The following is a 26,252-nucleotide window of genomic DNA, read 5'->3' as shown; positions in this document are numbered from 1 at the left end:
CTAAATCAGTGTCACATTTTTGTCATAGTCCCACCAGTAAAAACCGCTATACTGTTGTTTTTAAAAAGCGAAGAATCCTTAGCTGATGTTGGATATCTCCTTTCGTGAAGCCCTCGCCGTCTGGTGGCGCATAGGCTTGCTTAGTTTTGGCGGCCCGGCCGGGCAAATTGCCCTGATGCACCGCATTCTGGTGGAAGAAAAACGCTGGGTCGATGAAGCCCGTTTTTTGCATGCGCTCAATTACTGCATGATGCTGCCCGGGCCCGAGGCCCAGCAGCTGGCGACCTACATCGGCTGGCTGTTGCATGGCGTTAAAGGCGGCCTGGTGGCCGGTATTTTGTTTATTGTCCCAGGCGCTGTGCTGATTTTGCTGCTCTCCTTGCTTTATGTGCTGCTGGGGGATGTGTCGCTGGTGCAGGGACTGTTCTTTGGTTTAAAAGCGGCGGTGCTGGCCATCGTGCTGCAGGCCTTGTTTCGCATCAGTCAAAAAGCGCTGAAAAACCAGCTGGCCTGGGCTCTGGCCATCGGCGGTTTTATCGCGCTGTTTGCCTTTAACCTGCCCTTCCCGCTGGTGGTGCTGGGTGCAGGGTTAATCGGCTACCTCAGCGCAAAACTTTATCCGGACAGCGCAGCAAAGGAAGATGCCAAGATAACCCCCGAGCTTCGCCCCGGCACCAAAACCGCGGCCGTTGGCTGTGCAACGCTTTGGGCCCTGACCGTCTTTGGCCTGTTGTGGCTGCTGGGTGGCGATCAGGTTTTCAGTCAGTTGGCGCTGTTTTTTTCCAAGCTGGCGGTAGTGACCTTTGGTGGTGCCTATGCGGTGCTCGGTTATGTCGCCCAGCAAGGGGTCGAGCACTACGGCTGGTTGCAACCGGGTGAAATGGTCGATGGCCTGGGCCTGGCCGAAACCACGCCTGGCCCGCTGATCCTGGTCACCCAGTTTGTTGGTTTTCTGGCCGGTTTTCGTGAGTACGGTATTGGTGGCGCTGTGCTGGCTGCCATTCTCACCACCTGGGTCACCTTTTTGCCTTGCTTTGTCTGGATCTTCGCCGGGGCACCCTACGTCGAAAAGCTGCGCCATCATCAGGCGCTGTCCAAAGCGCTGGCGGGTATTACCGCCGCTGTGGTGGGGGTGATTGCCAATCTGGCGCTGTGGTTCAGTCTGAATGTGCTATTTGCCGAGCGCCAGGTTCTGGAAGGCTATGGCCTGCGCTTGCTGCTGCCAGAGCTAGCTAGCATCAATCTTGCCATGCTAGCGCTGACGCTTGTCGCCTGCCTGCTGTTGTTTGGCTTCAAACGTGGGCTTTTTACTCTGCTTGGCAGCTGCGCTTTGCTGGGCATGGGCTGGCAATTGCTGGTTGGTTAACGCAGGCTGGTAGATTATCACCTTTGCATCTTATCTAGAACAAAACAGACTAGCATTTCGTTTTGTGGTAACTGCAGCGCATATTAAACTTAGCTGAATCAAAGCCTATTTCGGAGTTGCTATGCGCGCTATTTTACTGACTGCTGCCCTGCTCGGAGCCCAACTGGCGCTGCCACTGCAGGCCAAAGAGCTGCTGAACAGCAGCTACGACATTGCCCGTGAACTGTTTGCCGACATTAATCCGCTGTTTGTGCAGCACTGGCAGCAGCAAACCGGCGAAACCCTCACCATCAATCAGTCGCATGGCGGCTCGTCTCGCCAGGCCCAGGCGATTATCCAGGGGCTGCGTGCCGATGTGGTGACCTTTAACCAAAGCACTGACATCGATATTCTGCACCAGCGCGGCAACCTGCTGCCGGAAAACTGGCGCGAACGCCTGCCAAACAATGCCTCACCCTATTACTCCACCATGGCGTTTTTAGTGCGTAAAGGCAATCCGAAAGGCATTCAAAGCTGGGAAGATTTGACCAAAGAAGGCGTCAGCCTGGTATTCCCTAACCCGAAAACTTCCGGCAATGCCCGCTACACCTATCTGGCCGCCTATGGCGATGCCCTGCAACGCTTTGGTGATGACCGTGAGGCTGCCCGCGCCTGGATGACCGAGTTTTTAGCCCGGGTCGCGGTGTTTGATACCGGCGGCCGCGGTGCAACCACCTCTTTTATTGACCGCAATCTCGGCGATGTCTTGATCACCTTTGAATCCGAAGTGAACAACATCATCAAACAGTATCCGGATCTGGGCCTGGAGCGTGTGGTACCGCCGACCAATGTGCTGGCCGAATTTCCGGTGGCCTGGATTGATCGCAATGTCCGTCGCAACGGCACCGAAAGCCAGGCCAAAGCCTATCTGGAGTTTTTGTACAGTGAAGCGGTGCAACGGCTGCTGGCCAGCTACTATTACCGGGTACATCACGACACGGTGAAAGCCGAAGTGGCCGAGCAATTCCCTGCCACCGAGCTGTTTACGGTGGAAGCCGTGTTTGGCAGTTGGGAGCAGGTCAATCGTGAACATTTTGCCAACAATGCCGAGCTGGATCGGCTGCTGGCTGAAGGCCGTCGGCGTCGTTAAGCGGAGTGCGTTGCTAAGATGCTAGGATCTGTGGCGAATCGCAGCAAACGGGTGCTGCCAGGCTTTACCATCAGCCTTGGCAGCAGTTTGTTTTTTATCAGCCTGGTGATTTTATTGCCCATCACCGGTTTGGTGGTGCAAACGGCGCAGCTGAGCTGGGCCGAGTACTGGTCCATCATCAGCGATCCGCGGGTGGTCGCCTCCTACAAAGTCACGGCCTCAGCCGCTCTGGTCGCCAGCATCTTTAATTTGTTCTTTGGCCTGTTGATGGCCTGGATTTTAACCCGCTATCGCTTCCCCGGCCGGGTACTGCTGGATGGGCTGATGGACCTGCCCTTTGCCTTGCCAACGGCTGTTGCTGGCCTGACGCTGGCGGCTATTTTTTCCACTCAGGGCTGGCTCGGCCAGTACCTGGCGCTGTGGGATATCAAGGTGTCCTACACCTGGCTTGGTATTGTGCTGGCGATGATCTTTACCAGCGTGCCCTTTGTGGTGCGCACCGTGCAGCCGGTGCTGGAAGAGTTTGGCCCAGAGTACGAAGAAGCCGCGGCTACCTTAGGCTCCAGCCCCTTTCAAACCTTTTTCCGCATTATTTTGCCGGAAATTAAACCAGCCCTACTGACCGGCACCGCACTGGCCTTTACCCGCAGCTTAGGCGAGTTTGGTGCGGTCATTTTTATTGCCGGCAACCTGCCATGGCAAACCGAAGTCACCTCGCTGATGATCTTTATCCGGCTGCAGGAATTTGACTATGCCGCTGCTGCGGCCATTGCCAGTGTGGTGCTGCTGGCCTCTTTGCTGCTGCTCTTTATCATCAATGGCATTCAGCAGCGCTACCAGCACATCACCGGGGGCTTAAAATGAAGCCCGCTAACCAACTGAACAGCCAGCAGCGCTGGTTGCGTCCGGTGCTGATTGGTACCGGCGTTACTTTAACGGTATTGCTGCTGGTGATCCCACTGGTGTTTATTTTTGTCGCCGCCATGTCGGCCGGCTTGGGTGGGCTTTGGCACAATCTGACCGAGCCGGATATGTTGCACGCCATTGGTCTGACCTTGTTTGTCGCTGGCCTGACCGTGCCGATTAATCTGGTGTTTGGCACCCTGATTGCCTGGTGTGTCACCCGTTTTACCTTTCCCGGCCGCCGCTTGCTGCTGACGTTGATTGATATTCCTTTTGCGGTCTCGCCTGTGGTGGCCGGTTTGCTGTATTTGCTGTTGTACGGTGCCAACGGGCCTTTTGCCAACCTGCTGGATCAATACGACTTGCAACTGATGTTCGCCTGGCCCGGCCTGGTGATGGTCACCGTCTTTGTATCCTGCCCCTTTGTGGTACGGGAGCTGGTGCCTTTGATGTCTATGCTTGGCACCGAACAGGAAGAAGCCGCCGTACTGCTGGGTGCCAGCGGCTGGAAGGTGTTCTGGGACATTACCCTGCCCAATATCCGCTGGGCCCTGCTGTATGGTGTGATTCTGACCAATGCGCGCGCTGTCGGTGAATTTGGCGCTGTGTCGGTGGTCTCCGGCACCATTCGCGGCCAGACCAACACCTTGCCGCTGCACATCGAGCTGCTGCAGCAGGACTACAACACCGCCGGTGCCTTTATTGCTGCGGCTATTTTGACTCTGATTGCCATCGCTACTTTGGTGGTGAAAGCCTTTTTGCAGTGGAAGCTGGCGCGGGAAAGCTCCTGACAGAATTGCTGCTTTAGGTTGCCTCAGGCCGGGTAAAGCGGAAACAGCAAAGGCACCAGCAGCACACTGACCACAAGCACCAAGACAGTAAACGGAGTGCCAATCCGCACAAAGTCGAAAAAGCGGTATTTCCCCGGCTGCAACACCAGCGTATTAATTGGGGAAGAGACCGGCGTCATAAAAGCCGCCGAAGCCGCTACAGCCACCATCATGGCAAAAGGATACGGCGAAGCGCCCAGACTGTTGGCCAGGGATACCGCCACCGGAGCCATCAGTACTGCCGTCGCCGTATTGGAGACAAAAGAGCCGGTGACAGCAGTCAGCACAAAGAGTGCCGCCAGCAGCGCATAATCCCCCCGCTCACCGACCAGGTAGAGCAGACTGCCGACTGCCAAATCAATGCCGCCGGTTTGCTGCAGCGCTAACGCAAACGGCAACATCCCCACAATTAAGATCAGGCTGGGCCAGTGGATCGCCTTGTAGGCGCTGTTCAGATCGATGCAGCGCAAAGCACCCATCAACAAGCAGGTGAGCAGGGCAGCTATCACATTGGGTACCACACCGCTGACCATCAGCAGCACCATCAAGGCCAGACAAAACAATGCATGCGGCGCTTTGCGGGCTGCGGGAGTTACTTCATCCACTTCGGCAGGCAGGCTGAGCACCAGAAAATCCCGGCTTTGTTGCTGCAGCTGGTGAATATCTTTCCAGTTGCCGGCGACCAACAGCTTATCAGCAGGCTGCAATACCTCATCGACCAACACGCCCAGCAAAGCTTCCCCCTTGCGGCGCAGCCCCACCACATTTAGTTTGTACTGGCTACGAAACGCCAGTTGCTGGATGGTTTTGCCCGGCAACGAGGACTCAGGTGGAAAGGCCACTTCGGCCAACCCAAGCTCATGGGCATGAAACGAAAAGTACGAGTGACTGAGCGGCTGCGGCTCCAGGCCCAGATGCTGACAACTTGGCAGCAACTCCATCGAAGGATCGGCCAAATCCACCAGCAAGATATCGCCGGCTTGCACCAGCGTATTGCCGGTGGCATTTAGCAGCAAGGTCCGAAAGCGTTGCTGGCGCTCAATAGCCACCACGTTGATGCCAAACTCTTTGCGCAGCGCCAGCTCATTCAACTGCTGCTCCAGCAAAGGGGAGCCAGGCAACACTTTCAGTCGCAGCTCACGCTCTTTTAAACGGTAGTTCCGGGCCAGATCACTCAGCTTTAAGCGTGGCGCGCCGCTTTGTCCGGCTTCCAGTTGGGGGTTTAACCAGCGGCGGGCCAACAGCATGTAGCCCACTCCCATCAGCAGTACCACCAGGCCTATCGGGGTAAAACTAAAGAAATGAAAACCATCCATGCCCTGGCGCTGCAGTTCGCTTTGCACCACCATATTGGGCGGTGTCGCAACCAGAGTTTGCATACCACTGATCAGGGCTGCAAAAGCCAGCGGCATCATCAAGCGGCCGGGCGCAATATTGAGCCGGGCACAGATGCTCAGCACCACCGGAATAAAAATCGCCACCACGCCGGTGGAACTCATAATGGAGCCCAGAGCCGCTACCGACAGCATCAGCAAGATCAACAAGCGGATTTCGCTATTGCCCGACACCCGGACCAGCCAGTCGCCTAAACGGTAGACAATGCCGGTTCGGACCAAACCATCCCCCACCACAAAGAGCGCAGCTATCAAAATCACCGCAGGATCGCTAAAACCGGCCAAAGTTTGCTGCACAGTCAACAGGCCGGTTAAAGGAAAGACCGCCAGCACCACCAGAGCAACCACATCGGTTCGGGGCTTGTTGGCAGCAAAACAGCCCATGCAGAGCAACAACATAGCCAGGACTAACAGCAACTCTGCATTCATAAGGGGCAGGCTCCGATTCTAAAGCAACACTCGAAGCCTAATGGTAAACCAAAATACCTGTTAAATCAGGCTGATTTAAATGCCTTCGCCTAAAAAGACCTGGCTGTAGCGGGGCTTGATCCAGGCGGTATCGCCCTGTTGTAGGTTGAGAGCCTTGAAGTGCTCTTTCGGCAGTTCAATGTGGATCAGCTGTTGGTCATCTGTCCTAAGCACTTCCAGCCGGGCCGTTGGCCCCACCAGGGTGATCAGATCCAGGGTGACCGCAATGCGGTCGCTGTGCGCCTCGGTAAAGACATCAATTTCATGCGGGCGAACATAGGCAAACCCCTGCTGCTCTTCGACCTGGCTGTGTTCTGGCGATGGCACTTCTTCCGAGCCAATCCGGCTTTTGCCTTGCTGCACCCGGGCCCGAAACAGGTTCACATTGCCCAAAAACTCATAGACAAAAGGATTGGCCGGTTTGTCGTACACCTCATCCGGGCTGCCTTCCTGCTCGATGCGGCCTTTATTCATCACCACAATGCGATCGGCTACTTCCAGCGCTTCTTCCTGATCGTGGGTGACAAAGACACTGGTAATGTGAATTTCATCGTGCAGACGGCGCAGCCAGCGGCGCAGTTCGGCGCGCACTTTGGCATCCAGCGCACCAAAAGGCTCATCCAGCAGCAAGACTTTGGGCTCCACCGCCAAAGCCCGTGCCAGCGCAATACGCTGGCGCTGACCGCCGGATAACTGGGCCGGGTAGCGCTCTGCCGTCCAGCCCAGCTGCACCAGCTCCAGCAGCTCCCGTACTTTTTTATCGATCTCTGCTTTGGATGGCCGCAGCTTTTTTGGCTTTACCGTTAAACCATAAGCCACGTTGTCAAACACCGTCATGTGCTTAAAGAGCGCATAGTGCTGAAACACGAAGCCAACGCCACGCTCACTGACATGCTGACCGGTGATGTCCTGCTCATTAAAGTGCACCCGGCCGCTATCAGCCTGTTCCAGCCCGGCAATAATCCGCAGCAAAGTGGTTTTGCCAGAGCCGGACGGCCCCAGCAAGGCAGTTAGCTCACCGCTTCGAATGCTGAGATCAAGGTTATCCAGCGCGACAAAATCGCCAAAGCGCTTTTGAATACCTTCAATACGAATGCTCATGCTTACCTCATCAGTGACCCACCCATTCCAACTGCAGCTATGATAGCGGGTGCACTAAAGAAGTAAAAATACTTAAATCCGCTAAATCTATAGCTAAATTGCATATAACTGCTTTAAGTCTAAAGCGGCGCTGTGGCCGCCTGTCACTACGACTGCACTTGCCACACTTGATTCGCCCAACGGCTACTGCCTTGCAGCAGCCGGCTGGTTGCTTCACGCAGCCGAACCAGTGCGTAGTAGGTCAGTGGCACCAGCAGCAAACTGGTTAAGGTGGAGAACAGCAGGCCGCCGATAATGGCAATGGCCATTGGGGCGTAGCTTGGGCCATCGCCGGCCAGCTGAGTACCGCCCAGCGCCAGTGGCAACAAACCGAGCACTGTGGTCGAGACTGTCATCAGAATGGGTCTGAGCCGTGCAGTGCAGGCTGCGACGATCACCTCTTTCAGTGCTGTCTCTGGCTGCAATTGCCGCTCCTGATTGATGCGATCCACCAGCACGATGCCGTTATTCACGACGATGCCCATTAGCACCAGCATGCCAATCATGCCCATAATGCTCATCGAGGTGCCGGTGAGCAGAAAGGTCCAGAACACCCCGACCAGCGAAAACAACAAGGAGCCAATCACGGCATTGGGCATTAACAAAGACTCAAACAAGGCCGCCATTACAATGTAGATCATCGCTACAGCCAGCAGCATATTGACCAGCATCACCTGCTGCGCTTCATCGTGGCGCTGAAAAGCACCATGAAAAGACCACTGATAACCAGCCGGTAAATCAACTTGCTGCATCAACTGACGGATTTGTTGCTGCGCCTGCTCCATGGTAGCGCCATCGGCCAGGCTCATGCTCAGCGCGATGCCGGTTTGACGGTTCAGCCGGCCAATGCGTGATAGCCGTGGGGCTATGTTGAGCTCGGCCAGTTGCTGCAACTGAATGCTGCTGCCCGCCTGCACCAGGATGGGCAGAGCTGCCAGCTCGGCCAACGACTGGCTGATGCGCTCATCAAACTGCACCCGAAGCTGCACTTCGCCCTGTTGCTCGGTGCGGTAAGTACGCAAATTGGCACCACGCAGCGCCAGCGCTACCCGCTCGGCCACCAGACTGGCGGGCAGGTCCAGCCGCGCCAGTTCATCTTTGTTCAGCACAATCTGCACTTCCTGCTGGCCGCGCTCCAGATCGGAGCTAACGTTATCAAGCGCAGCCAGGCTGCTGAGCATCGGCTCCAGCATCGCTGCCTGCTCCAGCAAAACCTCAGTGGAAGGGCCCAGCAGATGCAATTGCAAACCGCCACCGCCGCCGCCAAAACTAAAGGATGGCCGCGAGCGCACCAACGCTGGCCAGTCGGCCTGAATTTGCTGACGCAACTGGGCCAGTGGCATCGGCAAGTCGTCTTTTAATAAAATAATGGAGATGGCGTAGCCAGCCCGGTAATAGCTGTACACCGAATCAATGTGAAAACGCTGCTGGTTGTCGTACAAATACGCTTCCATTTGGCTGACTTCGGCCCGCACTTCCTCCTGGCTGTAATTGCCCTGCACCCGGTAGTTCATAAAGATGCGGCTGTTGTCTTCCATATCGCCATCACCGCTGCCGACCTGCCCCAGCGGGATCACAATGCTGCCAAGCACCAGCAAGGCCAACAAACCGGACAGTTTCGGAAAGCGCATCACAGCGCCAAGCAGCCTGGCATAGCGACGTTCACCAAATGCAGATTTGGCACCATCCTGCTCTGGTACTTTCAGCCGGGTGGTTAACAGCGGAATTAAACTAAGCGCCAGTACCAAAGAAATACCCAGACACAAGCAGATGGCAATGGCGACATGCTCAAGGAAAATGGTCAGATCCATTTTCTGGCCAATGATGTTGGGTAAAAACACGATGGCAGTAGTGGCAGTACCCGCCAGCACCGCCAGACTGACCCGGCGCACCCCACGCTCGGTGGCCGCCCGAACATCACCGCCCAAAGCCCGCTCACGAAAAATGCTTTCGGTCACCACCACGGCATTATCCACCAGCATACCAATGGCCAGCATCAGGCCCATCATGCTAAGGATATTTAAGCTATACCCAAGAAAATACATCGCACCCAGTGCCATAATGATGGCGGCAGGCACCGACAGCACTACCACCAAAGTGGTGGCCAGGTGGCGTAAGAACATAAACAACACCACAAAGGACAAGCCAGCGCCAATGCTGCCGGCCAGCAGCAAGTCACGCAGCGAGGACGTCACACCCTTGGCCATATCGTCCATCACATAGAGCTGAATGCCGGAAAAGGCCGGATTCTGATCGGCGGCGCGCACCACCGCCATCGCCGCATTGGCCACCTCAACCAGGTTGGCACCGGAGTCTTTAAATACATTCATGCCAACCGCATAGGTCTGGTTTAAATGCCGGCCATCCTCGCGTTTTGGTAGCTCCAGCGCCACGGTTGCCACATCGGATAGCTGCAGGCCGGGGCGAATGGGCAGGCGCTCAATTTCGCTCAGCGAGCGAAACTCACCGACCGGCTTGACCAGTATATGCTGCTCCGGGTTTTGCAAACTGCCGGCCGTGATAGCAAAGTTGCTTTGCCGAAGCTGTACCAGTAGCTGCGCCGGATCGACATTGAGCGCATGCAACCGGGCCGGATCGAGCCGGATAATGACCTGGCGTTTATCCACGCCATAGAGCTCGACTTTCGATACCCCAGGCACCCGCTCTAACGGACGCTTGATGTGCTGTTCGAGCAAATCGTAGGCCAGGGCTAAATCCCGCTCACTGGAAATACGCAGCTGGAAAATCGGCATGTCGTCGGTATTAAACTGAAAGACAAAAACCCGCTCCAGATCAGCTGGCAACTGGGCGCGTACCGCATCCAGCCGTTCGCGCACTTCCATGTTTTTACTGCGAATGGGCTCATCCCAGTTAAACATCAGCGAAATATCGGCGCTGTTCTCGTTGGAGAAACTGCGCATTTCCTGAATACCTGAGACCGTTGCCAGTGCTTCTTCAATTGGCCGGGTGATCAAGCGCTCGATCTCGGCTGGCGTAGCATTGGGGTATGGCGCCTGAATGTAGATCTCCGGAATGTCGATGCCGGGGAATTTTTCCAGCGGCAACAAACGGCTGGCCAGCACGCCAAACAGCAGCAACGAAATGCACAACATGCAGACGGTGATGGGCCGGCTGAGTGCCAGCCGGGTTATGGCCAATGGTTGCTCAGTCATGCTGCACCTCCGGCAAATCAGCAGCTTCGGTTGCTGCCGGCTCAATGCCAGGCGCACGATCCGGGCTCACCAGCGCATACAGCACAGGAATAAACACCAGCGTCAGCAAGGTAGAAAGCAAGAGGCCAAAGATCACGGTAATGGCCATCGGTGCCCGAACCTCGCTGCCCTCGCCGGAACCAAGAGCCAGTGGCAACAAGCCCAGCACCGTGGTCAGAGTGGTCATCAGTACCGGGCGCAAACGACTCTCGCCGGCTTGCAGCACCGCATCGGCCAGCGCCAAACCGTTTTGGCGCAGTTGATTGATGCGATCAATCAGTACGATGGCGTTGTTGACCACAATACCGGCCAGCATGATAAGACCAATAAAGACAATCACCGACAAGCCGGTGCCGGTCAGCCAGAGCCCAAGAAGCGCACCGGCACCCGCCAGCGGCACGGTGAACAGGATCACCAGTGGCTGCAGCAGATTTTCGAACTGCGAGGCCATCACCAGATACACCAGGAACACCGCCAGCAACAATGCCATCAGCAAGGACTTATAAGCCCGGCTCATTTCTTCACTTTGCCCGACAACTTCGGCCACCACGCCAAAGGGCAGCATTTGCTCGGCCAGCAGCTGACGCGCCAGCTGGGTGGCCTGCTCCAGATCACCATAAGCCAGATTGGCGCTGACCACAGCCACCCGCTGCTGGGCAATGCGGGTGATTTCGCTGGGGCCGAGTTCACGGCGAATATCGGCTACTGCAGCCAGTGGCAGTGGCGTGGCACTGCCGGGGTTAATCACCAGCTCCGCCAGTTGCTGCTCGGTCTGACGGTAGGCTTCGTCCAGCCGTACCCGAATATCAATTTTCCGATCCTGCACTGAGAACTGACCAGCGACATCGCCACCAACATAGACAGCCACCCGCTGCGCCACTTCTCGGGCCGTCAGGCCAAGCTGTGCCAGCCGGCTGTGATCAAAGTACAGCGTCAGCTCCGGTTGACCGGGACGCAGGCTGCTTTTCACGTCGCTAAAACGTCCTTCCTGCTGCAAGCGCTGCACCAGTGCATCGGCTGCGTTTTTTAGCTCGGCCAGCTCGTAACCGGCCAGCTCAATTTCCAGCGGTGTGCTAAAACTCAGCAGCTGCGGCCGCTCAAAGCGGGCCTGCACATCCGGGTAACGCGCCAGGAAGCTGCGCAGCTGCTCAATGCTACGCGCTTCGGCCGAAGGATCGGCGCCACCCGCCAATACCAGCGACAGGCGCCCCCAGTGACTGCCGCCAATGCTTGGATCGACCGTCATCTGACTACCAGTACCGGCCTGGCCATAACTGCGCTCAATCTCCGGCAAGCCTGCGGCAAAGACCGCCAGTTCGGTCATCAGCGCATCGGTTTGCTCAATGGCCGAGCCAATCGGCAATTGCACTTCCAGGTAAAACTCGCCCTGCGCCATTTCCGGCAGCACATTGGCGCCGAGGCGTGGCAGCACACTGTAGCAAAGCGCGGCCAGTACCAAGGTGATGCCGATGGTGCCGAGCTTGGCTTGCAGCGCCAGCCCCAACAGTGTGCGATAGGCCCTGGTCAGGTGGCGCAAAGCGCCCTGCACCAGCCAAAGCAAAGGTGAGAACAGACGCCCCAATAACCAGCCAAGCGCCCGCCATAGCAGCAATAGCAAGGCCAGTACCGCTTGTAGCGACGTCTGCAGTCCTTTCAGCGCCCAGCGCAGCGGCATCAGTGGCCAGCGCTGCGGCTTCTGTGGCAACAGATACCAGCGCTCAGGCAACCAGCGGAAACTTGCTGGCTCTTTCAATAAATCTGCATCGCCAGAAGCTTGCGGGCGCCGCAACTGCCGCGCTGCCATGGTTGGAATTAAGGTCAGCGCCACCAGCAAAGACACCAGCAGCGCAAAGGTAACGGTTAACGCCTGATCGCGAAACAGCTGGCCGGCAATGCCCTCGACAAAAACCAGCGGGAAAAACACCGCTACGGTGGTCAGCGTCGAAGCGGTAATGGCCATGGCCACCTCGCCGGTGCCTTTGCGGGCAGCCGTCGGCGCATCCGCACCCTGCTCCCGGTGACGGGCAATGTTCTCCAGCACCACAATGGCGTTATCGACCAGCAAGCCGACCGCCAGCGCAATGCCGCCCAGGCTCATCATATTCAGGGTAATGCCCTGGCCATACATCAAATTAAAGGTGGCAATCACCGACACCGGAATGGACACCGAAATAATCACGGTTGCCCAGACATTGCGTAAAAACAGATACAGCACCAGCATTGCCAAAGCACCACCAATCATGGCGGCGGATTTGACATCGGCAATGGCTTGCTTGATAAAGGCCGACTGATCGTACACCAGCGTCAGTTGATACCCGGCCGGTAACCGCTGTTGCAGCCTGGGCAGTTCGGCCAGCACCCGCTCGGCAACCTCGACGGTGTTGGCATCGCCTTCTTTGTAGATGGCGACTTCAATCGCTTCCTGGCCATTGACGTAGGTGACACTGCGCCTGTCGGCGAAGGCATCACGTACTTCAGCCACGTCTTTCAGTAAAATGCGGCTGCCATCAATGGTGGTCAGGTACAGATTTTCCATATCGCTCAGTTGCTGAAACTGATTGATGGTGCGCACCAGGTAATCGTAGCCCGGCGTTTCTAAGCGGCCACCGGCCAGATTAAGGTTTTCCTGCTTTAGCCGGCTGCTGATCAGGTGCACATCCAATTGCAACTGGCTGAGTTTGTTCGGGTCGACCAGCACCTGAATTTCCTGGCTCAGACCTCCATCCGGCCGGACCGCCGCCACACCCGGCAGGGCTTCCATCCAGCGGCGTAATTCTTCGTCGGCAAAGGTGCGCAGCTCGACCAGTTGGCGTTCGCTCTGCAAGCCTTGCTCGCGGCTAAGCGCCAGTCGCAGCACCGGCTCCAGATTGGGGTTAAAGCGCAGCAACACCGGTTTGTCGCTATCGAGCGGCAGCATCAGAATGTCGAGCTTTTCCCGCACATCCATGCTGGCCAGATCCATATCGGTGCCCCAGTCAAACTCCAGCACCACATCGGAGCGACCCGCCCGTGACACCGACTGCACCCGGCGCACGCCTTTGACCACACCAAGCGCTTCTTCAATCGGCTTGCTGATCAGCTGCTCCACTTCGGCCGGCGCTGCGCCGGCAAACTCAGTGCGCAGCGTCAGGGTTGGGTAGGACAAGTCCGGTAATAAGTTCACCGCCAAACGGCTTAACGACACCAGACCAAACAACAGGATACCAAAAGTAAACATCCAGATAGCAACAGGGCGGGCAACCGCGACATCAACCAGTTTCATAGGGCGTCCTTAGTGAAAATCGCGGGTATGAACAACCTGCACCAGGCTGTCATTTTTCAGCGCGGCATGGCCGGCAATCACCACCTGCTGGCCGCTTTCAAGACCAGATACCACTTCAACCGCCTGCTCGGCCTGATAGCCCAGCACCAGAGTCTGGCGCTGCACCCGGCCTTCGCTGTCCAGTACATAGACACTGTGCTGATTGTCGCTGCTCATCAGCGCCCGTTTCGGGATCAGCAGGGCATCGGTTTTGACATCAAACTGCACTTCGACCTGCGCAAAGAGCCCCGGGCGCAGTTGGCCATGCTGGTTATCCAGCAGCAAGGTCGCCCGCACGGTGCCGGATTGCGCATCCACCACCGGAGCAATGCGATTCAGCTCGGCCCGCAGTGGTGCATGACCAGCCAGCTGCAGCAACACGCCCTGGCCTACTCTGGCCTGTGCCAACTGCTGCTCTGGCAAATGCACCACCGCTTCCAGCCGTTGATTGGAAATCAGATGAAACAGCGATTTGCCGGTAAACTGATTGATCAGCTGGCCGGTTCTGGCATAACGGCGCGAAATCACCCCGGCAAAAGGTGCACGGATTTCAGTTTCAGCCAGCGCCAGCTCGGCCAGATCGACCGCTGCTTTGGTGGCATCCAGCTGCCAGCGCAGTTTGTCGTACACCTCGGTGCTGACCAGCTGGCGTTGGTGCATTTCGCTCATCCGTTGCAACTCGCCTTCCAGCCGGCTGAGCTCGGCCCGCTCTTTGGCCAGCAACAGCCGCTGACGCTCGTTATCCAGCACCGCCAGCAACTGACCGGCCTCTACCGCATCGCCTTCTTCGACCAGAATTTTTTCAATCACACCACTGGCCTTGCTGATCAAATCCGCTTCTTCGGTGGCCGCCAAGGTCGTGGTGGTGCGGTAGCTGCTGCTGATTTCGCCCTGGCGGCTGATGGCGACTTCCACCGGAATGGCAATGTCGTCTGCCGAGGCCTTGTTAGGACTGCTCTGCGCCTGATTGCAACCAGTTAAAGCCAGACCGGCAGTGAATAGTGCGCTGACAAAGAGAAGCTTGTTCATGATGGTGTTTCCTTGCTAAAAGCTGAATCATTTCACTAGCTAGTGCAGCCATCGTGCCAACACAAGAAAAACACCATAACATCATGAATTAAAATAAAATAATTAATTATAGATGAGATAAGATGTCTGGTGTTTTTTTCTTAAATGGTCAGATCCCCCACTTTTTTGGTCAAATTATTCATCGGCGTAGTAGCCTGCCAGGCTTGGTGCTAATGGCCTCACTATGGCATAGTGTTTTAGATTGGACAGTGTCTTTGAGAACAGCAGCGATGCCAAAAATAGTGGTTTTTTACGACGGTGCCTGCCCCGGCTGCGTACGCGATCGGGCCTGGTATCAGAAACATGCCGGTCAGGGCGTGCAGGTCGAATGGATGGATATCAACGGGCGTGACGACGAGCTACGGGCACTGGGCATCGAGCCCCGTGCAGCACTACTGGAGCTGCATGTTCAGGATGAGCAAGGACGGGTGCTGCGCGCCTTGCCTGCCTACCAACTGCTGCTGTCCCGCCTGCCCGGCTACCGCTGGCTGGGCTGTTTGATTGGCCTGCCGCTAATACGATCTATTCTTTCCTGGCTGTACCGGCATTGGGTGCGTCGCCGTCTGGCGCGGGAAGGGCGGCTTTAGTACGCTGCAGCAGCAACTTCAGCCATCAATCCCCATCATTTAAATCGAAAGCTTATTGATCTCAGCCAAAATCCGCTGATCCTGACTGCTGGCTTTTAATGGCTCCAGCAAAGCAAGAGCCAGCTCGGTTTCATCCTGCAGCAAATACAGCTGCGCCAGGCGCAGATCTGCCCAGCCCATATCAGGCAGTGCTGAGAATTGCTCGGTATCCAGCTGAGTGCGGTAATGCTGTAAGGCGGCAATGCCTTTATCCAGCTGGGTTTTCCCCACTAAGGCGCTTCGACCCAGCTGGTACCAGGCGGTCAACACCTGCGCTACGGCCGTCTTATCGTCTGGATCGATACTGAGCTGAGTCGCCTGCTCAAACTCGGCTATGGCCTGTTCATGCGCATCCTGGCGCTGCTGATAAAAACCGCGCAGCACAAAAGGCTCCGGTCGCGCTTGCAACAACTCGGATCCGCCCACCAGGGCTTCAAAGGCCGTCAGATCCTGGTTGGCTACATGCACTTCGAGCTCCAGCAATTCGCCTTGCAGCGCATCCAACTGCCTGACACGTTGTGCAATCGATAAAGCTTCTTTTTTATCGCCACCGGCAATGGCAGGGGCCTGAATATGAAACTGAGCCAGCGCCCGCTGGTAGCTGAGATTTTCCGGCTCCAGTGTCGCTGCTGCAGCAAAGGCATCGCGGCAGCGAATGGCAAAGCCCCGTGCTCTTAGCATATTGACGTTTTGTGCCTGATTGCAGCTGCTTTGACCGTACCAGAATTGATACTCAGCCTGATTGCTATTGAGCTCGGCGGCTTTTTTCAGGTGTTTTTCTGCCGCAGCAGTATCCGACAAACCCATGGCAGCCCGCCCCAGCAAATACCAATAGTTGGCATCACGGCGGTACTGGCGCTGAGCTGGCTCCAACAATGCCTGCAACTGTTGATAGTTCTTTTGCTCCAGTAATGCACTGGCTTGTTCCAGGGGTGAGGCAGCGGCCAAACTGATACCACTCCAGCAGAGTACGGCACCGAAAAGAAGTGTACTGATGGACCTCATGATAGTGCTCCAAACGAAGATGACAGTCACATCCTACGCAGTCAATCGTTGTGCCGCACCTAAAAAAACAGCATCAAGCTGCAACAAAGTGTAACCATTTGTTTGAAAGTATCCTTTAAGCCAGTAATACCATCGGTAAAAGCCCGGAAATACGCTGATGGGCTGGGGTGACATAACCACTCAGTCACTCCGGGTCGGGCTGTACTGCCGTTACCAAAATGTTAGATCTATTTGCTTTACCCCTAACCTCCATCTAGGCTTGATAAAGACAAAAAAATACAGAGGAAAGATAATGACATTACGGGTACTTGGCCTGAGCGGCAGCTTGCGGGCAAAATCCACCAATCGGGGGCTGCTGCGCTATGCTCAGGCCCATGCCCCTGCCGGCATGAAAATCCATATTGCCGACCTGCTGGAGGTACCGCTGTACAACGCCGATTTGGCAGAAAAGCCACCCGCGGTTGTGCATTTATTGCAGGAATTTGCCGAAGCCGATGCACTCTTGCTGGCCTGCACCGAATACAATTATTCCTTGGCCCCGGCACTAAAAAATGCACTGGACTGGGCCTCACGCGAGCCGGATAACACTCTGCTGCGTGGCAAAGCGGCCGCTTTGGTCGGTGCCGGTGGTGGCATGGGTACAGCCCGGGCGCAGTACCATCTGCGTCAGGTGTGTGTCTATCTGGATCTGCAGGTGATGACCAAACCAGAATTTTTCGCCAGCGCCTTTAACAATCATTTTGATACCGATGGTAATTTGCAGGATGAAAAGTTGCAGGAAAAGCTGCTGCAAAGCCTGCAGGCATTGAAAGACTGGCATCAGCAGTTGCATGGGGTGAAATAAGTTCTGACATCTTTCGCTAGTACCAAAAGATACCCATAAAAAAGCGAAGGGGATCCCTTCGCTTTTTCTTGATACTACGGCGTCTTTAACTACCGTAACGGTACATCACCCGGCCACGATCCAGTTCAATCACCTGGCCATTGACCACCGCATAAGGGATCTCCCCCTCGTCATTGCGCAGTAAAAAGGTGGCACTTTGCTGGCGCACCAAAGACTCCATTGGCAAACGACGGGCAGGGTTAAACAGCACGGGTAAACGGCTATTATTGCGCAGCAGCTCTTGATCACCGATAAAGTGGGTATAGCCTGCCCGCAGCAGCTCAATATAGGCATCCTGCTCCAGCGTCATGGGCTGAGTCAAGCGATAACCACGCCCGGCTTTAAAGTGCAGGCCTTCGGCATCAAAGCTATGATAAGCACCAAAGATAGATAAGTCACCAATATCGTCAATACGGGCACGACGGCTGGCTTCCCAATCCAGATCAAACGCCAGATCCAGCAATGCAGGCTGCTCATTCAGCGTAAAAGTCACATTGTGAATGAGTACATCTTTCATGCCACGCTGATTAAAGGGGATCGCATCATGATCAGCGACATCCGCAGTGCGGTAACTGCCACTGGCAATACCGTTTAACCACTTCACATACATCAGAAAGTTCAACCGGCGAGCAACCTGGCGGTTATCATCGTTGCGATGACCACCCGCTTCCACCAACACCGTACTAATACCAAACGAGGAAAAGGTATCGCCAAAAGATCGCACCGAGAAAGTATCGTCGTACCGGCCCAGGTGATTTGGAATTTCCTGGTCAATCAGTGGCTTGACATAAGCAATCAACTGCATCGCGCGTTTACGGCTTTCATTGATGTCCCGTGCTTCATTGTAGGCAGGTGCCAGCAAGGAAATGGTGGCCGGGTTTTTCGCATCGCCCGCCGCATGAAAACGATTCTGATCATGCAAATTAAAGCCATAATGCGGCTCGATACGTTTGGCCGCTTCCATCAGAATACGGCCTTCCGGGCTTTGCAGCACCAGTGCATCCCGGTTGATATCAATGCCCTGGGCATTCACCCGGGTATTTGCCTCGGCACCATCCGGATTGACCATCGGGATAATGTAAAGTGTAATGTGCTCCATCCAGCTTTCACGCCACATGCTCTGAGCATCATCGGCTATAAACTTCAGCAAATCAAAAATTGCTGCTGTTGCGGTAGGCTCATCACCATGCATCTGCGTCCAGGCCAGTACTTTGGTATCACCCCGCCCCATTTTTATCTGATAAATGGGGGTACCCAACAGCGAATGGCCTAACTCGGTAAATTCGAACAAAGGGTTTTGCCGGTGTTGCTCCAGCAAAGGCGCAATATCCCCGAAACGGATCACCGGCTTATCCAGCCCTTCTTGCTTAAAGGCGTCAAACTCATCAACCGTCATGGCGCTGACTCCTGTTATCAGTCCCAGACTTAGCCCCAGGGCAACCAGCCACTTCATAGCAACTCCTTTCTTATTATCAGGCCAGGCCTTGCACGAAATGCGCAAATGACTTCAGCATAGTACATCAGCATTATCGAAGAACCGCTGTCACCTGTCGCCTTAACCTGCGTTTTGTCGAATATCTATCCATTCCAGTGTATTCATTATTTATTCCAACCTCAACACTAGATAGGAATATTTTAGTTTTAATAACAAGCCAAACAAAACTTAATCTGTATCAAAGTTTTGTCTTACAACCGCAGAGAACACATGGAAAGCTTGATCTGGAACAGGTTTTTAAATACGAACTTAAGCACAATAACCACCAGAATCTATCCCAAATGGAGTACGCCATGCACAACAACAAACTGACTTCAGCGCTTAAAGTATCTGCCATCGCAGCCACCCTGTTCTCACCACTTGCACTGGCCAATTTTAGCGTCAATGTTGGTGCCATCCATGTGAACCCGAATGATAGCAGCAGCTACCTGAATGCGGTGGAGAGTGCAGCGGGTTTGCCTGCGAACTCAGCCAAGGTGAGTGTAGACAGCAATACGCAGTTGGGCCTGACCTTTGATTACGCGTTGGATGATAACTGGAGCCTGCAATTGATTGCAGCGACCCCTTTTTCTCATAACATCAAAGTAAAAGGCTCAGCCGTCGATGGCCTGCCGGTGGGCAAAACCAAGCATCTGCCACCGACGTTTCTTGCGCAGTACAACTTTGGTAGCGCCAATGCGGACTTCCGTCCTTTTGTTGGTGCCGGCCTGAATTACACGCTGTTTTTCTCAGAAAAAGTCGCGCCAGAGCTAAAAGATACGCTGGTTGCTGTAGGTGCTGCGCAGGCAGGGGATGATGTATCTTTATCACTGAAAAATTCAGTCGGTATTGCCTTGCAAGCGGGTTTTAACTACAAGCTGAGCGCCAACTGGGGCTTGCACGCCATGATCGCATGGGCCGACATTGATACCGATGCCAAAGTGAAAGTCAACGGTCAGACTGTACAACCAGTCGATGTCAGCATAGATCCAACCATCGTCATGGTTGGCTTGCGGTATAGTTTCCGTTAAACACCGCATCACCTATTTGCACTTCAAGGAGCAGCCGGGCTGCTCCTTTTTTATTTTTACCGGAGCATGACAAGGCTCCACTCCTGCTCTACAGTAGTCCTGGCATTGCTGAACAGACAAATATTGATTTATTCCATATTTGCAGGCTTAATAAGAATAATTTAGTAAAAAGAACAAGCATTCTGGGGAGCTCATTTTGTCAGACTGGTTAACCATCCTGCCGGCCCTGGTGGCCATTGCGGTTGTGCTGTGGCGCAAAGAAGTGATTCTGGCCTTACTGGTCTCTTTGTGCAGCGCTGAGCTGTTGTTGTTGCTGCAAGCTGGTCAATTTGGGGTCAGCTCTGCCCTGCTGGATGGGCCGGTGCAAACTCTGGAACGAATTGTCGGCGTCACGTCATCGACCGACAACGCCCGTCTGTTGATGTTCTCCCTGATGGTGGGCGCTGTACTGGCTTATATGCGCTACTCCGGTGGGGTCTCGGCCATGGTCGAGCTCTTTGTAAAAAAAGGCATTGCCCGCAATCAGCGCCAGACCGGCTTGCTGACGTTTTTTATCGGCATTATGGTGTTTATTGAATCCAACTTAAGCTCGCTCACCGCCGGTATTACCGCCCGCGGTCTGTTCGATAAATTTAAAATGAGCCGGGCACGGCTGGCTTACATTATCGACAGCACCAGTGCACCCATTTGCATTCTGATCCTGCTCAATGGCTGGGGCGCCTACATTCTTGGCCTGGTTTCCATGTACGAGCTGGAAAAAAGCACCATAGCGGTACTGATAGGCACCATACCACTGAATTTTTACGCCATCATCACACTCAGTGTGGTGCTGTACACCATTATCAGTGGCAAAATCTATGGTCCGATGCGCCAGTCGGAAAAAGATTTAAATACACTGGATAAACACACCGAACTGGAAATTGCGCCCAGCCACCCATCCTTTATGCTGGTGCCCTTACTGACCCTGGTATTTGGTATGGTGGGTTTTATGCTGTGGACCGGCAATGGCAACCTGGTAGATGGCTCCGGCTCGAAATCGGTGCTGTACGCCACCACCCTGGCTTGTCTGATTGCCTACAGCATGATGCTGATTAGCCGCCGTTTTAACCACAAAGAGCTGGTGGGCATTGGTTTTAAAGGCATGAACGAATTACTGCCGCTGGTTACTATTGTGCTGCTGTCACTGGCACTTGGCGCCAGCATGCGCCAATTGGGTACCGGTGATTTTATTGCCTCCATTGTCAGCGATGCGCTGCCGCTGTTTCTGATCCCGGCGTTGTTGTTTTTAGCCGGCGCTATGATTTCTTTTACCACCGGCACTTCCTGGGGTACCTTTGCCATTTTGATTCCGATTGGCATGCCGATGGTGATAGTACTTGGCCTGCCACCCGAACTGGTGTTGGCCGCTATTTTAAGTGGCGGGGTTTTTGGCGATCACTGCTCGCCGATCTCCGATACCACGGCAGTCAGTTCCGTAGCGGCTGGTTGTGATCTGTTGGAGCATGTGAAGACCCAGCTGCCCTATGCGCTGTTCTGCGGCATTCTGGCCTTTTTTGCCTTTATGACGGCAGGATGGATCATGATTTGATGGAGAGGAAACAGGGCATCGGCTGCTGCCCTGTCACTGAAGAAGCTTGTAAAAAGAACCAGGGCTAACGCAGCACCAGCAAGGAGCACTTGGCTTTGCTAATCATCGCCGTGGTGGTACTGCCTAAAAAGAACTGCCGGATGCGGCTGTGACCATAAGCGCCCATCACCAGCAAACCGATATCGTGATCCTGCTGGTACTGGTTCAGTACCACATCCGGCTCACCAGCCACAATCGCCACGGTCACTTCAAAGCCCTCGCTACGCAGCTTAGCCGCCGCCTGTTCCAGCTGCACCCTGGCCGCTTCCACATCGGCACCCGCCATCACCAGATGGCAAGGCAAGCCTTTGCATAAAGGACTTTCCGCCAGCATGTTCAGACTTTTCGTTGCGGTTTCACTGCCATCAAAAGCCATCAGCAAGCTTTTCGGCTCTACAAACTGCTGCTGCGTTAACAGCACCGGCTTATGAATGCTGCGAATTAAACCTTCAACATGCATCCCAAGCTGGCCATGGGCATCGGCACTGCTAAAACCGCGTTTGCCCAATACCAGCAAACGGATGTCAGCTTCCAGCTCCAGCAGGCTGGTAACAAACTGACCATGGCGCAAGCGCTCATCCACTTCAGAGACACCAGCCGCTTCAGCCCGCGCCTTGGCGGCATCCAGTATTAACCGGCCGCGCTCCAGCGCCAGCTTGGCGTGCTTTTCATCCAGCTCGGCCAGTTGCTCCAGCAGGATCTCCTGCGAGCCAAGGCCAATGGTACCGCTTAAATCCGGCGTATTGGTGTGCTGGGCTCTGTCCAGAATATGCAGCATCGTCAAAGGCGCACTCAGACGATTGGCGGCCCACACACTGTAATCACAAACCGCCTCGGCGTAGGGCGAGGCATCAATGCAGGCCATTACTTTTTTAATCATGGTTATTCTCCTAATGTCCCATCAGTTTTTCGACCGCATCCGGGCGGTTGTGCACAGCAAATTTATCCACCAAAGTCGCGCTGGCTTCGTTCAAGCCAACCAACTCCACCTCAGTGCCTTCACGACGGAACTTGAGTACCACCTTATCCAGCGAACTGATGGCGGTAATATCCCAAAAGTGTGCCCGGCTTAGATCGATGCGGACTTTTTCAACCGCCTCTTTAAAATCAAAGCCTGCAATAAACTGCTCGGCCGAGCTGAAAAATACCTGGCCAACCACCTGATAACTGCGCTCCTGACCATCGCTCGACAAGCTGGAACCAATGTACAGGATCCGGCCCACTTTGTTGGCAAAAAACAGTGCACTTAACAGCACCCCCACCAGTACACCATAAGCCAGGTTATCGGTAAAGACCACCACCACCACGGTCGCAATCATCACCACACTGGAGCTTTTCGGATTGGTTCTGAGATCCCGCAATGAGCTCCAGTTAAAGGTACCAATCGACACCATAATCATCACAGCCACCACTGCCGCCATTGGGATCAACCCCACCCATTGATCCAAAAACACCACCAAGATCAGCAAAAAAATACCCGCCAGCAAAGTAGACAAGCGAGTGCGGCCACCCGATTTGACGTTAATCACCGACTGACCAATCATGGCACAACCGGCCATACCACCAATCAGACCTGAGCCGATATTGGCCACACCCTGGCCGAAGCACTCACGGTTTTTATTGCTGCTGGTATCGGTCAAATCATCGACTATAGTGGCTGTCATTAAAGATTCCAGGATACCAACCACAGCCAGCGACAGTGAGTATGGAAAGATAATGGCTAAGGTTTCAAAATTGAGGGGCACATTCGGCCACAGGAACACCGGCAAGCTGCTTGGTAGTTCGCCCATATCACCCACCGTACGGATATCCATACCAAAATACAGTGCCAGCGGAGTCAGCACCACTAAACAGACCAACGGTGATGGAATTGCTTTAGTGACATAAGGAAACAGGTATATGATGCCAAGGCCAAGCGCCGTCATGCCAAACACCAGTAAAGAACCATGTGGCCCGGTCAGCTCCTCTAACTGCACTAAAAAAATCAGAATGGCCAGCGCATTGACAAAACCGACAACCACAGAGCGCGAGACAAAGCGCATCAGTTGATCCAGTTTTAGCAGGCCAAAGACAATTTGCAGCAAGCCACACAGCAAAGTAGCCGCCAGCAAATACTCCAGGCCATGCTCTCGCACCAACATAACCATCAGCAGCGCCATGGCACCGGTAGCTGCCGAAATCATGCCTGGACGGCCTCCCAAAAAAGCAGTGATCACGGCAATGCAAAAAGAAGCGTACAGGCCGACCTTGGGGTCAACTCCGGCAATAATGGAAAAAGCGATGGCTTCAGGAATAAGCGCCAAAGCGACCACGGTGGCGGCTACTACATCGCCACGTAGATTGGAAAACCAGTTTTGTTTAATAGAAGCAAGCATCTTGTTCATCCCGCGTCGTTCGGTTGAAAGTAAAGATAGCTGGCACAGGCATACAACTGATGACAGCGCGTACCTTTCACAGCAATTTCATTGGATCGTACGTAGGAAAAACCCTTACATTGGCCCGCGCCCTCACAAACTGGTGTCAGAAAAAGGCACGTAGTGTAGTGGAAAGCAAGCTTAAAAGCCAGCAAGTGGCAGTTTCAGAGCTCGTTTTAGAACAAAGTGATCAATACTTTTTATACTCGTGAAGCCCAGTAATTTGGTTTGCGCGAGTGGTGTGCCACAGCAAAAACCACAATGCCCTCATGGTCTGGCCTATAGACAACTGAAAATGGGAATTTTTTGACGAAAACTCGTCTGGTATTCATGGTAGCAGGAGATCCTGCTTCCGGAAATGCAAGCGCTCTGGCTGTGGCTGCTTCAATCTCCAGCACAAATGCAGCGCCTAATCCTGGCTCTTGCTGATGGTAATAGAGGACTTCTTGCAGGAGCTCACGCCGTGCCGGTGCAACAAAATTTATCCGCATCACCTGATAATACGTTTTGCTTCAGCAAACACATCTTCTGCAGCAAAAACAGGCATTTCGCCTTTGTCATAGGCAGCAACACGCTCTGCAATCTCTTGCGCCCAAGCAGCCTCTACTTCGACCAGTGTGGGACTCAACGACTCGAGCATGACTTCTGCTAATTTCGCCCGTTCTTCAGAGTTCAAACCCAGAGCTTGCTCTTCGATTTGCTTTAATGAAGTTTGCATAAAAAATCTCCTGCCTGATACATCCAGTCTACACCATTTCTGCACCATGCTGAGTGAAAATCAGTATTGACATTGCGGACCCACTCAACATAGATAGTTTACAATTTGCTCTGGCCACTACTGCTGTTTTACATGACTGCCACGCTGCATTTTTCATCGCTGCTCCCGGAAATTTCAGGCACTTTAGCCCAAGCCACCTAAACAGAGGTATTTGATATCCAGATAATCATCCAGACCATACTTCGATCCTTCCCGGCCATAGCCGGATTGTTTGACACCACCAAAAGGCGCTGCTGCGTTGGAAATAATGCCTTCATTCACCCCCACCATGCCAAACTGCAGCCCTTCTGCGACCCGGAAAATCCGGCCAATATCCCGGCTGTAAAAATAGGCGGCCAGGCCATAATCAGTAGCATTGGCCCTGGCCAGCACCTCGTCTTCAGTATCAAAGCTCTGCAATGCCAGCACCGGACCAAAGATTTCTTGCTGTGCTACCGCCATGCGGTCATCCACCTTACTGAGCACCGTCGGCAGATAAAACAGACTGTCCGGGCTTTGCCGCTGGCCACCACATATCAAGTTGGCCCCAGCAGCTACGGCATCTTGCACCAGCGCTTCGACCTTGCGACAGGCCGCGTCATCAATTAAGGGACCAAGGTCCACCTTGCTATCACAACCATTGCCGAGCCGCAAACTGGTTACCGCTTGTTGCACCTTCTGACTAAAAGCCTTCGCAACCGAGGCCTGCACATAAACCCGGTTGGTGCAAACACAGGTTTGGCCGGCATTACGAAACTTCGATGCCATCAAGCCCTGTACGGCGGCATCCAGATCCGCATCTTCAAACACGATAAAAGGCGCATTGCCGCCGAGCTCCATCGACACCCGTTTTACGCCCTGAGCGCACTGTGCCAACAGGGTTTTGCCAACAGCAGTCGAGCCGGTAAAACTAAACTTCGCCACCCGCGGATCCTGAGTGAACACCGCACCGATACCTTGGGCATCGCTGCTGGCCAGCACATTAAAAACCCCGGCCGGGATCCCCGCCTGCAGCGCCAGCTCTGCCAGCGCCAGCGCAGAGAGCGGTGTCTGTTGTGCCGGTTTTACCACAAAGGTACAGCCTGCAGCCAAAGCTGCCGCCGCTTTACGCACAATCATCGCATTGGGGAAATTCCAGGGAGTAATGGCCGTGACCACCCCAACCGGCTGTTTCAGCACCAGAATGCGCTTATCAGCTGAGGTAGCCGGTATAGTATCGCCATACACCCGTTTCGCTTCCTCGGCAAACCACTGCACATAAGAAGCACCATAGACAATTTCACCTTTGGCTTCGGCCAGCGGCTTGCCTTGCTCCAGTGTTAGCAACAGCGCCAGCTCATCCTGATGCGCCAATAACAGTTGATGCCAACGCAGCAACAAGGCCGAGCGCTCGGCTGCAGACAATGAAGACCAGCTAACGAAGGCCTCAGCTGCAGCGCTAACCGCTTGCTGTGCTTGGGCTGGCGTGGCATCCGCCACCTCTGCCAGTCGCTCACCGGTGGCAGGGTTGGTGACGGCAAAACGTTGTGTGGCACCATACCAGTTGCCTTGCCAAAAATTCTCGGTTCTCAAAAGCTGGCTATCGCTTATCATAACGGACTCTCCTGATTGTGCCTGGCCAAAT

General features: G+C 54.6%; 20 protein-coding genes. 8 read left to right on the top strand and 12 right to left on the bottom strand.

Annotated elements, in window-relative coordinates; translation table 11 throughout:
• The first annotated feature begins 85 nt into the window (after positions 1-85).
• The 4 genes from chrA (at position 86) to cysW (ending at position 4,189) form a co-directional block, all read left to right on the top strand.
• Positions 86-1,366, top strand: a complete 1,281-nt coding sequence (chrA, locus tag QWF21_RS01140) for a chromate efflux transporter (protein ID WP_330086194.1) — start codon at positions 86-88, stop codon at positions 1,364-1,366.
• Between the two features lie 121 nt (positions 1,367-1,487).
• A complete protein-coding gene (cysP, locus tag QWF21_RS01135) occupies positions 1,488-2,495 on the top strand; it encodes a thiosulfate ABC transporter substrate-binding protein CysP (RefSeq protein WP_330086193.1) in 1,008 nt (335 codons plus the stop codon).
• 18 nt (positions 2,496-2,513) lie between these two features.
• A complete protein-coding gene (gene cysT, locus QWF21_RS01130) occupies positions 2,514-3,359 on the top strand; it encodes a sulfate/thiosulfate ABC transporter permease CysT (protein WP_330086192.1) in 846 nt (281 codons plus the stop codon).
• Positions 3,356-4,189 (top strand): sulfate/thiosulfate ABC transporter permease CysW, encoded by an 834-nt coding sequence (cysW, locus tag QWF21_RS01125; protein ID WP_330086191.1) that lies wholly within the window; start codon positions 3,356-3,358, stop codon positions 4,187-4,189. Before cysT ends, cysW begins: the two co-directional genes overlap by 4 nt.
• A 23-nt stretch (positions 4,190-4,212) precedes the next feature.
• Here the strand turns inward: cysW and QWF21_RS01120 are convergent, their stop codons facing one another.
• The 5 genes from QWF21_RS01120 to QWF21_RS01100 form a co-directional block, all read right to left on the bottom strand.
• Positions 4,213-6,051 (bottom strand): SLC13 family permease, encoded by a 1,839-nt coding sequence (locus tag QWF21_RS01120; RefSeq protein ID WP_330086190.1) that lies wholly within the window; start codon positions 6,049-6,051, stop codon positions 4,213-4,215.
• A 75-nt stretch (positions 6,052-6,126) separates the two neighbouring features.
• Positions 6,127-7,191: a sulfate/molybdate ABC transporter ATP-binding protein gene (locus QWF21_RS01115; RefSeq protein ID WP_330086189.1), complete on the bottom strand. Its 1,065-nt coding sequence runs from the start codon at positions 7,189-7,191 to the stop codon at positions 6,127-6,129.
• 146 nt (positions 7,192-7,337) lie between these two features.
• Positions 7,338-10,403 (bottom strand): efflux RND transporter permease subunit, encoded by a 3,066-nt coding sequence (locus tag QWF21_RS01110; protein WP_330086188.1) that lies wholly within the window; start codon positions 10,401-10,403, stop codon positions 7,338-7,340.
• Positions 10,396-13,704, bottom strand: coding sequence for an efflux RND transporter permease subunit (locus QWF21_RS01105; RefSeq protein WP_330086187.1), 3,309 nt, complete (start codon positions 13,702-13,704; stop codon positions 10,396-10,398). The genes QWF21_RS01110 and QWF21_RS01105 overlap by 8 nt, the downstream gene beginning before the upstream one ends.
• 9 nt (positions 13,705-13,713) lie before the next feature.
• Positions 13,714-14,772 (bottom strand): efflux RND transporter periplasmic adaptor subunit, encoded by a 1,059-nt coding sequence (locus QWF21_RS01100; RefSeq protein ID WP_330086186.1) that lies wholly within the window; start codon positions 14,770-14,772, stop codon positions 13,714-13,716.
• 122 nt (positions 14,773-14,894) lie between these two features.
• Here QWF21_RS01100 and QWF21_RS01095 point away from each other — a divergent pair, with 122 nt between their 5' ends.
• Positions 14,895-15,398: a thiol-disulfide oxidoreductase DCC family protein gene (locus tag QWF21_RS01095; protein ID WP_330086185.1), complete on the top strand. Its 504-nt coding sequence runs from the start codon at positions 14,895-14,897 to the stop codon at positions 15,396-15,398.
• A 39-nt stretch (positions 15,399-15,437) separates the two neighbouring features.
• Here the strand turns inward: QWF21_RS01095 and QWF21_RS01090 are convergent, their stop codons facing one another.
• Complete coding sequence (locus QWF21_RS01090) at positions 15,438-16,442, bottom strand: tetratricopeptide repeat protein (protein WP_330086184.1); 1,005 nt, start codon at positions 16,440-16,442, stop codon at positions 15,438-15,440.
• A gap of 292 nt (positions 16,443-16,734) precedes the next feature.
• Between QWF21_RS01090 and QWF21_RS01085 the strand changes: the two genes are divergently transcribed.
• Positions 16,735-17,286 carry an NADPH-dependent FMN reductase gene (locus tag QWF21_RS01085; RefSeq protein ID WP_330086183.1) on the top strand — a complete coding sequence of 184 codons (552 nt, stop codon included), beginning with the start codon at positions 16,735-16,737 and terminating at the stop codon, positions 17,284-17,286.
• 85 nt (positions 17,287-17,371) lie between these two features.
• On the opposite strand, the gene QWF21_RS01080 is transcribed toward QWF21_RS01085, so the two are convergent.
• On the bottom strand, positions 17,372-18,778 hold the full coding sequence (locus QWF21_RS01080) for a M14 family zinc carboxypeptidase (protein WP_330086182.1): 1,407 nt from the start codon (positions 18,776-18,778) through the stop codon (positions 17,372-17,374).
• A 335-nt stretch (positions 18,779-19,113) separates the two neighbouring features.
• Between QWF21_RS01080 and QWF21_RS01075 the strand changes: the two genes are divergently transcribed.
• Positions 19,114-19,830 carry an OmpW/AlkL family protein gene (locus tag QWF21_RS01075; protein WP_330086181.1) on the top strand — a complete coding sequence of 239 codons (717 nt, stop codon included), beginning with the start codon at positions 19,114-19,116 and terminating at the stop codon, positions 19,828-19,830.
• 196 nt (positions 19,831-20,026) lie between these two features.
• On the top strand, positions 20,027-21,418 hold the full coding sequence (locus tag QWF21_RS01070) for a Na+/H+ antiporter NhaC family protein (RefSeq protein WP_330086180.1): 1,392 nt from the start codon (positions 20,027-20,029) through the stop codon (positions 21,416-21,418).
• A gap of 64 nt (positions 21,419-21,482) precedes the next feature.
• Here QWF21_RS01070 and QWF21_RS01065 read toward each other — a convergent pair whose 3' ends face one another.
• The 5 genes from QWF21_RS01065 to QWF21_RS01045 form a co-directional block, all read right to left on the bottom strand.
• Complete coding sequence (locus QWF21_RS01065; RefSeq protein ID WP_330086179.1) at positions 21,483-22,337, bottom strand: universal stress protein; 855 nt, start codon at positions 22,335-22,337, stop codon at positions 21,483-21,485.
• Positions 22,338-22,347: 10 nt separating this feature from the next.
• Positions 22,348-23,832, bottom strand: a complete 1,485-nt coding sequence (locus QWF21_RS01060; RefSeq protein ID WP_330086178.1) for a SulP family inorganic anion transporter — start codon at positions 23,830-23,832, stop codon at positions 22,348-22,350.
• 239 nt (positions 23,833-24,071) lie between these two features.
• The gene (locus tag QWF21_RS01055) at positions 24,072-24,362 is read right to left on the bottom strand and encodes a type II toxin-antitoxin system RelE/ParE family toxin (RefSeq protein WP_330086177.1); all 291 of its coding nucleotides are present in this window, start codon (positions 24,360-24,362) and stop codon (positions 24,072-24,074) included.
• Positions 24,362-24,589: an addiction module protein gene (locus QWF21_RS01050; protein ID WP_330086176.1), complete on the bottom strand. Its 228-nt coding sequence runs from the start codon at positions 24,587-24,589 to the stop codon at positions 24,362-24,364. Before QWF21_RS01050 ends, QWF21_RS01055 begins: the two co-directional genes overlap by 1 nt.
• A gap of 183 nt (positions 24,590-24,772) precedes the next feature.
• Positions 24,773-26,221, bottom strand: a complete 1,449-nt coding sequence (locus QWF21_RS01045) for an NAD-dependent succinate-semialdehyde dehydrogenase (protein WP_330086175.1) — start codon at positions 26,219-26,221, stop codon at positions 24,773-24,775.
• Positions 26,222-26,252 lie beyond the last annotated feature (31 nt).

This window comes from Alkalimonas mucilaginosa, from assembly GCF_036327005.1.
Lineage (GTDB): Bacteria > Pseudomonadota > Gammaproteobacteria > Enterobacterales > Alteromonadaceae > Alkalimonas > Alkalimonas mucilaginosa.
The sequence above is the reverse complement of the archived record's forward strand: the minus strand, read 5'-3'. Positions and strand labels throughout refer to the sequence as shown.

What these genes read in the sequence shown, in the direction of transcription:
- QWF21_RS01060 (WP_330086178.1), bottom strand. Translation starts at nt 23,832, where the DNA reads ATGCTTGCTTCTATTAAACAAAACTGGTTTTCCAATCTACGTGGCGAT.
- chrA (WP_330086194.1), top strand. Translation starts at nt 86, where the DNA reads ATGTTGGATATCTCCTTTCGTGAAGCCCTCGCCGTCTGGTGGCGCATA.
- cysP (WP_330086193.1), top strand. Translation starts at nt 1,488, where the DNA reads ATGCGCGCTATTTTACTGACTGCTGCCCTGCTCGGAGCCCAACTGGCG.
- QWF21_RS01110 (WP_330086188.1), bottom strand. Translation starts at nt 10,403, where the DNA reads ATGACTGAGCAACCATTGGCCATAACCCGGCTGGCACTCAGCCGGCCC.
- QWF21_RS01120 (WP_330086190.1), bottom strand. Translation starts at nt 6,051, where the DNA reads ATGAATGCAGAGTTGCTGTTAGTCCTGGCTATGTTGTTGCTCTGCATG.
- QWF21_RS01105 (WP_330086187.1), bottom strand. Translation starts at nt 13,704, where the DNA reads ATGAAACTGGTTGATGTCGCGGTTGCCCGCCCTGTTGCTATCTGGATG.
- QWF21_RS01045 (WP_330086175.1), bottom strand. Translation starts at nt 26,221, where the DNA reads ATGATAAGCGATAGCCAGCTTTTGAGAACCGAGAATTTTTGGCAAGGC.
- QWF21_RS01100 (WP_330086186.1), bottom strand. Translation starts at nt 14,772, where the DNA reads ATGAACAAGCTTCTCTTTGTCAGCGCACTATTCACTGCCGGTCTGGCT.
- cysT (WP_330086192.1), top strand. Translation starts at nt 2,514, where the DNA reads ATGCTAGGATCTGTGGCGAATCGCAGCAAACGGGTGCTGCCAGGCTTT.
- QWF21_RS01065 (WP_330086179.1), bottom strand. Translation starts at nt 22,337, where the DNA reads ATGATTAAAAAAGTAATGGCCTGCATTGATGCCTCGCCCTACGCCGAG.
- cysW (WP_330086191.1), top strand. Translation starts at nt 3,356, where the DNA reads ATGAAGCCCGCTAACCAACTGAACAGCCAGCAGCGCTGGTTGCGTCCG.
- QWF21_RS01055 (WP_330086177.1), bottom strand. Translation starts at nt 24,362, where the DNA reads ATGCGGATAAATTTTGTTGCACCGGCACGGCGTGAGCTCCTGCAAGAA.
- QWF21_RS01075 (WP_330086181.1), top strand. Translation starts at nt 19,114, where the DNA reads ATGCACAACAACAAACTGACTTCAGCGCTTAAAGTATCTGCCATCGCA.
- QWF21_RS01095 (WP_330086185.1), top strand. Translation starts at nt 14,895, where the DNA reads ATGTCTGGTGTTTTTTTCTTAAATGGTCAGATCCCCCACTTTTTTGGT.
- QWF21_RS01115 (WP_330086189.1), bottom strand. Translation starts at nt 7,191, where the DNA reads ATGAGCATTCGTATTGAAGGTATTCAAAAGCGCTTTGGCGATTTTGTC.
- QWF21_RS01080 (WP_330086182.1), bottom strand. Translation starts at nt 18,778, where the DNA reads ATGAAGTGGCTGGTTGCCCTGGGGCTAAGTCTGGGACTGATAACAGGA.
- QWF21_RS01085 (WP_330086183.1), top strand. Translation starts at nt 16,735, where the DNA reads ATGACATTACGGGTACTTGGCCTGAGCGGCAGCTTGCGGGCAAAATCC.
- QWF21_RS01090 (WP_330086184.1), bottom strand. Translation starts at nt 16,442, where the DNA reads ATGAGGTCCATCAGTACACTTCTTTTCGGTGCCGTACTCTGCTGGAGT.
- QWF21_RS01050 (WP_330086176.1), bottom strand. Translation starts at nt 24,589, where the DNA reads ATGCAAACTTCATTAAAGCAAATCGAAGAGCAAGCTCTGGGTTTGAAC.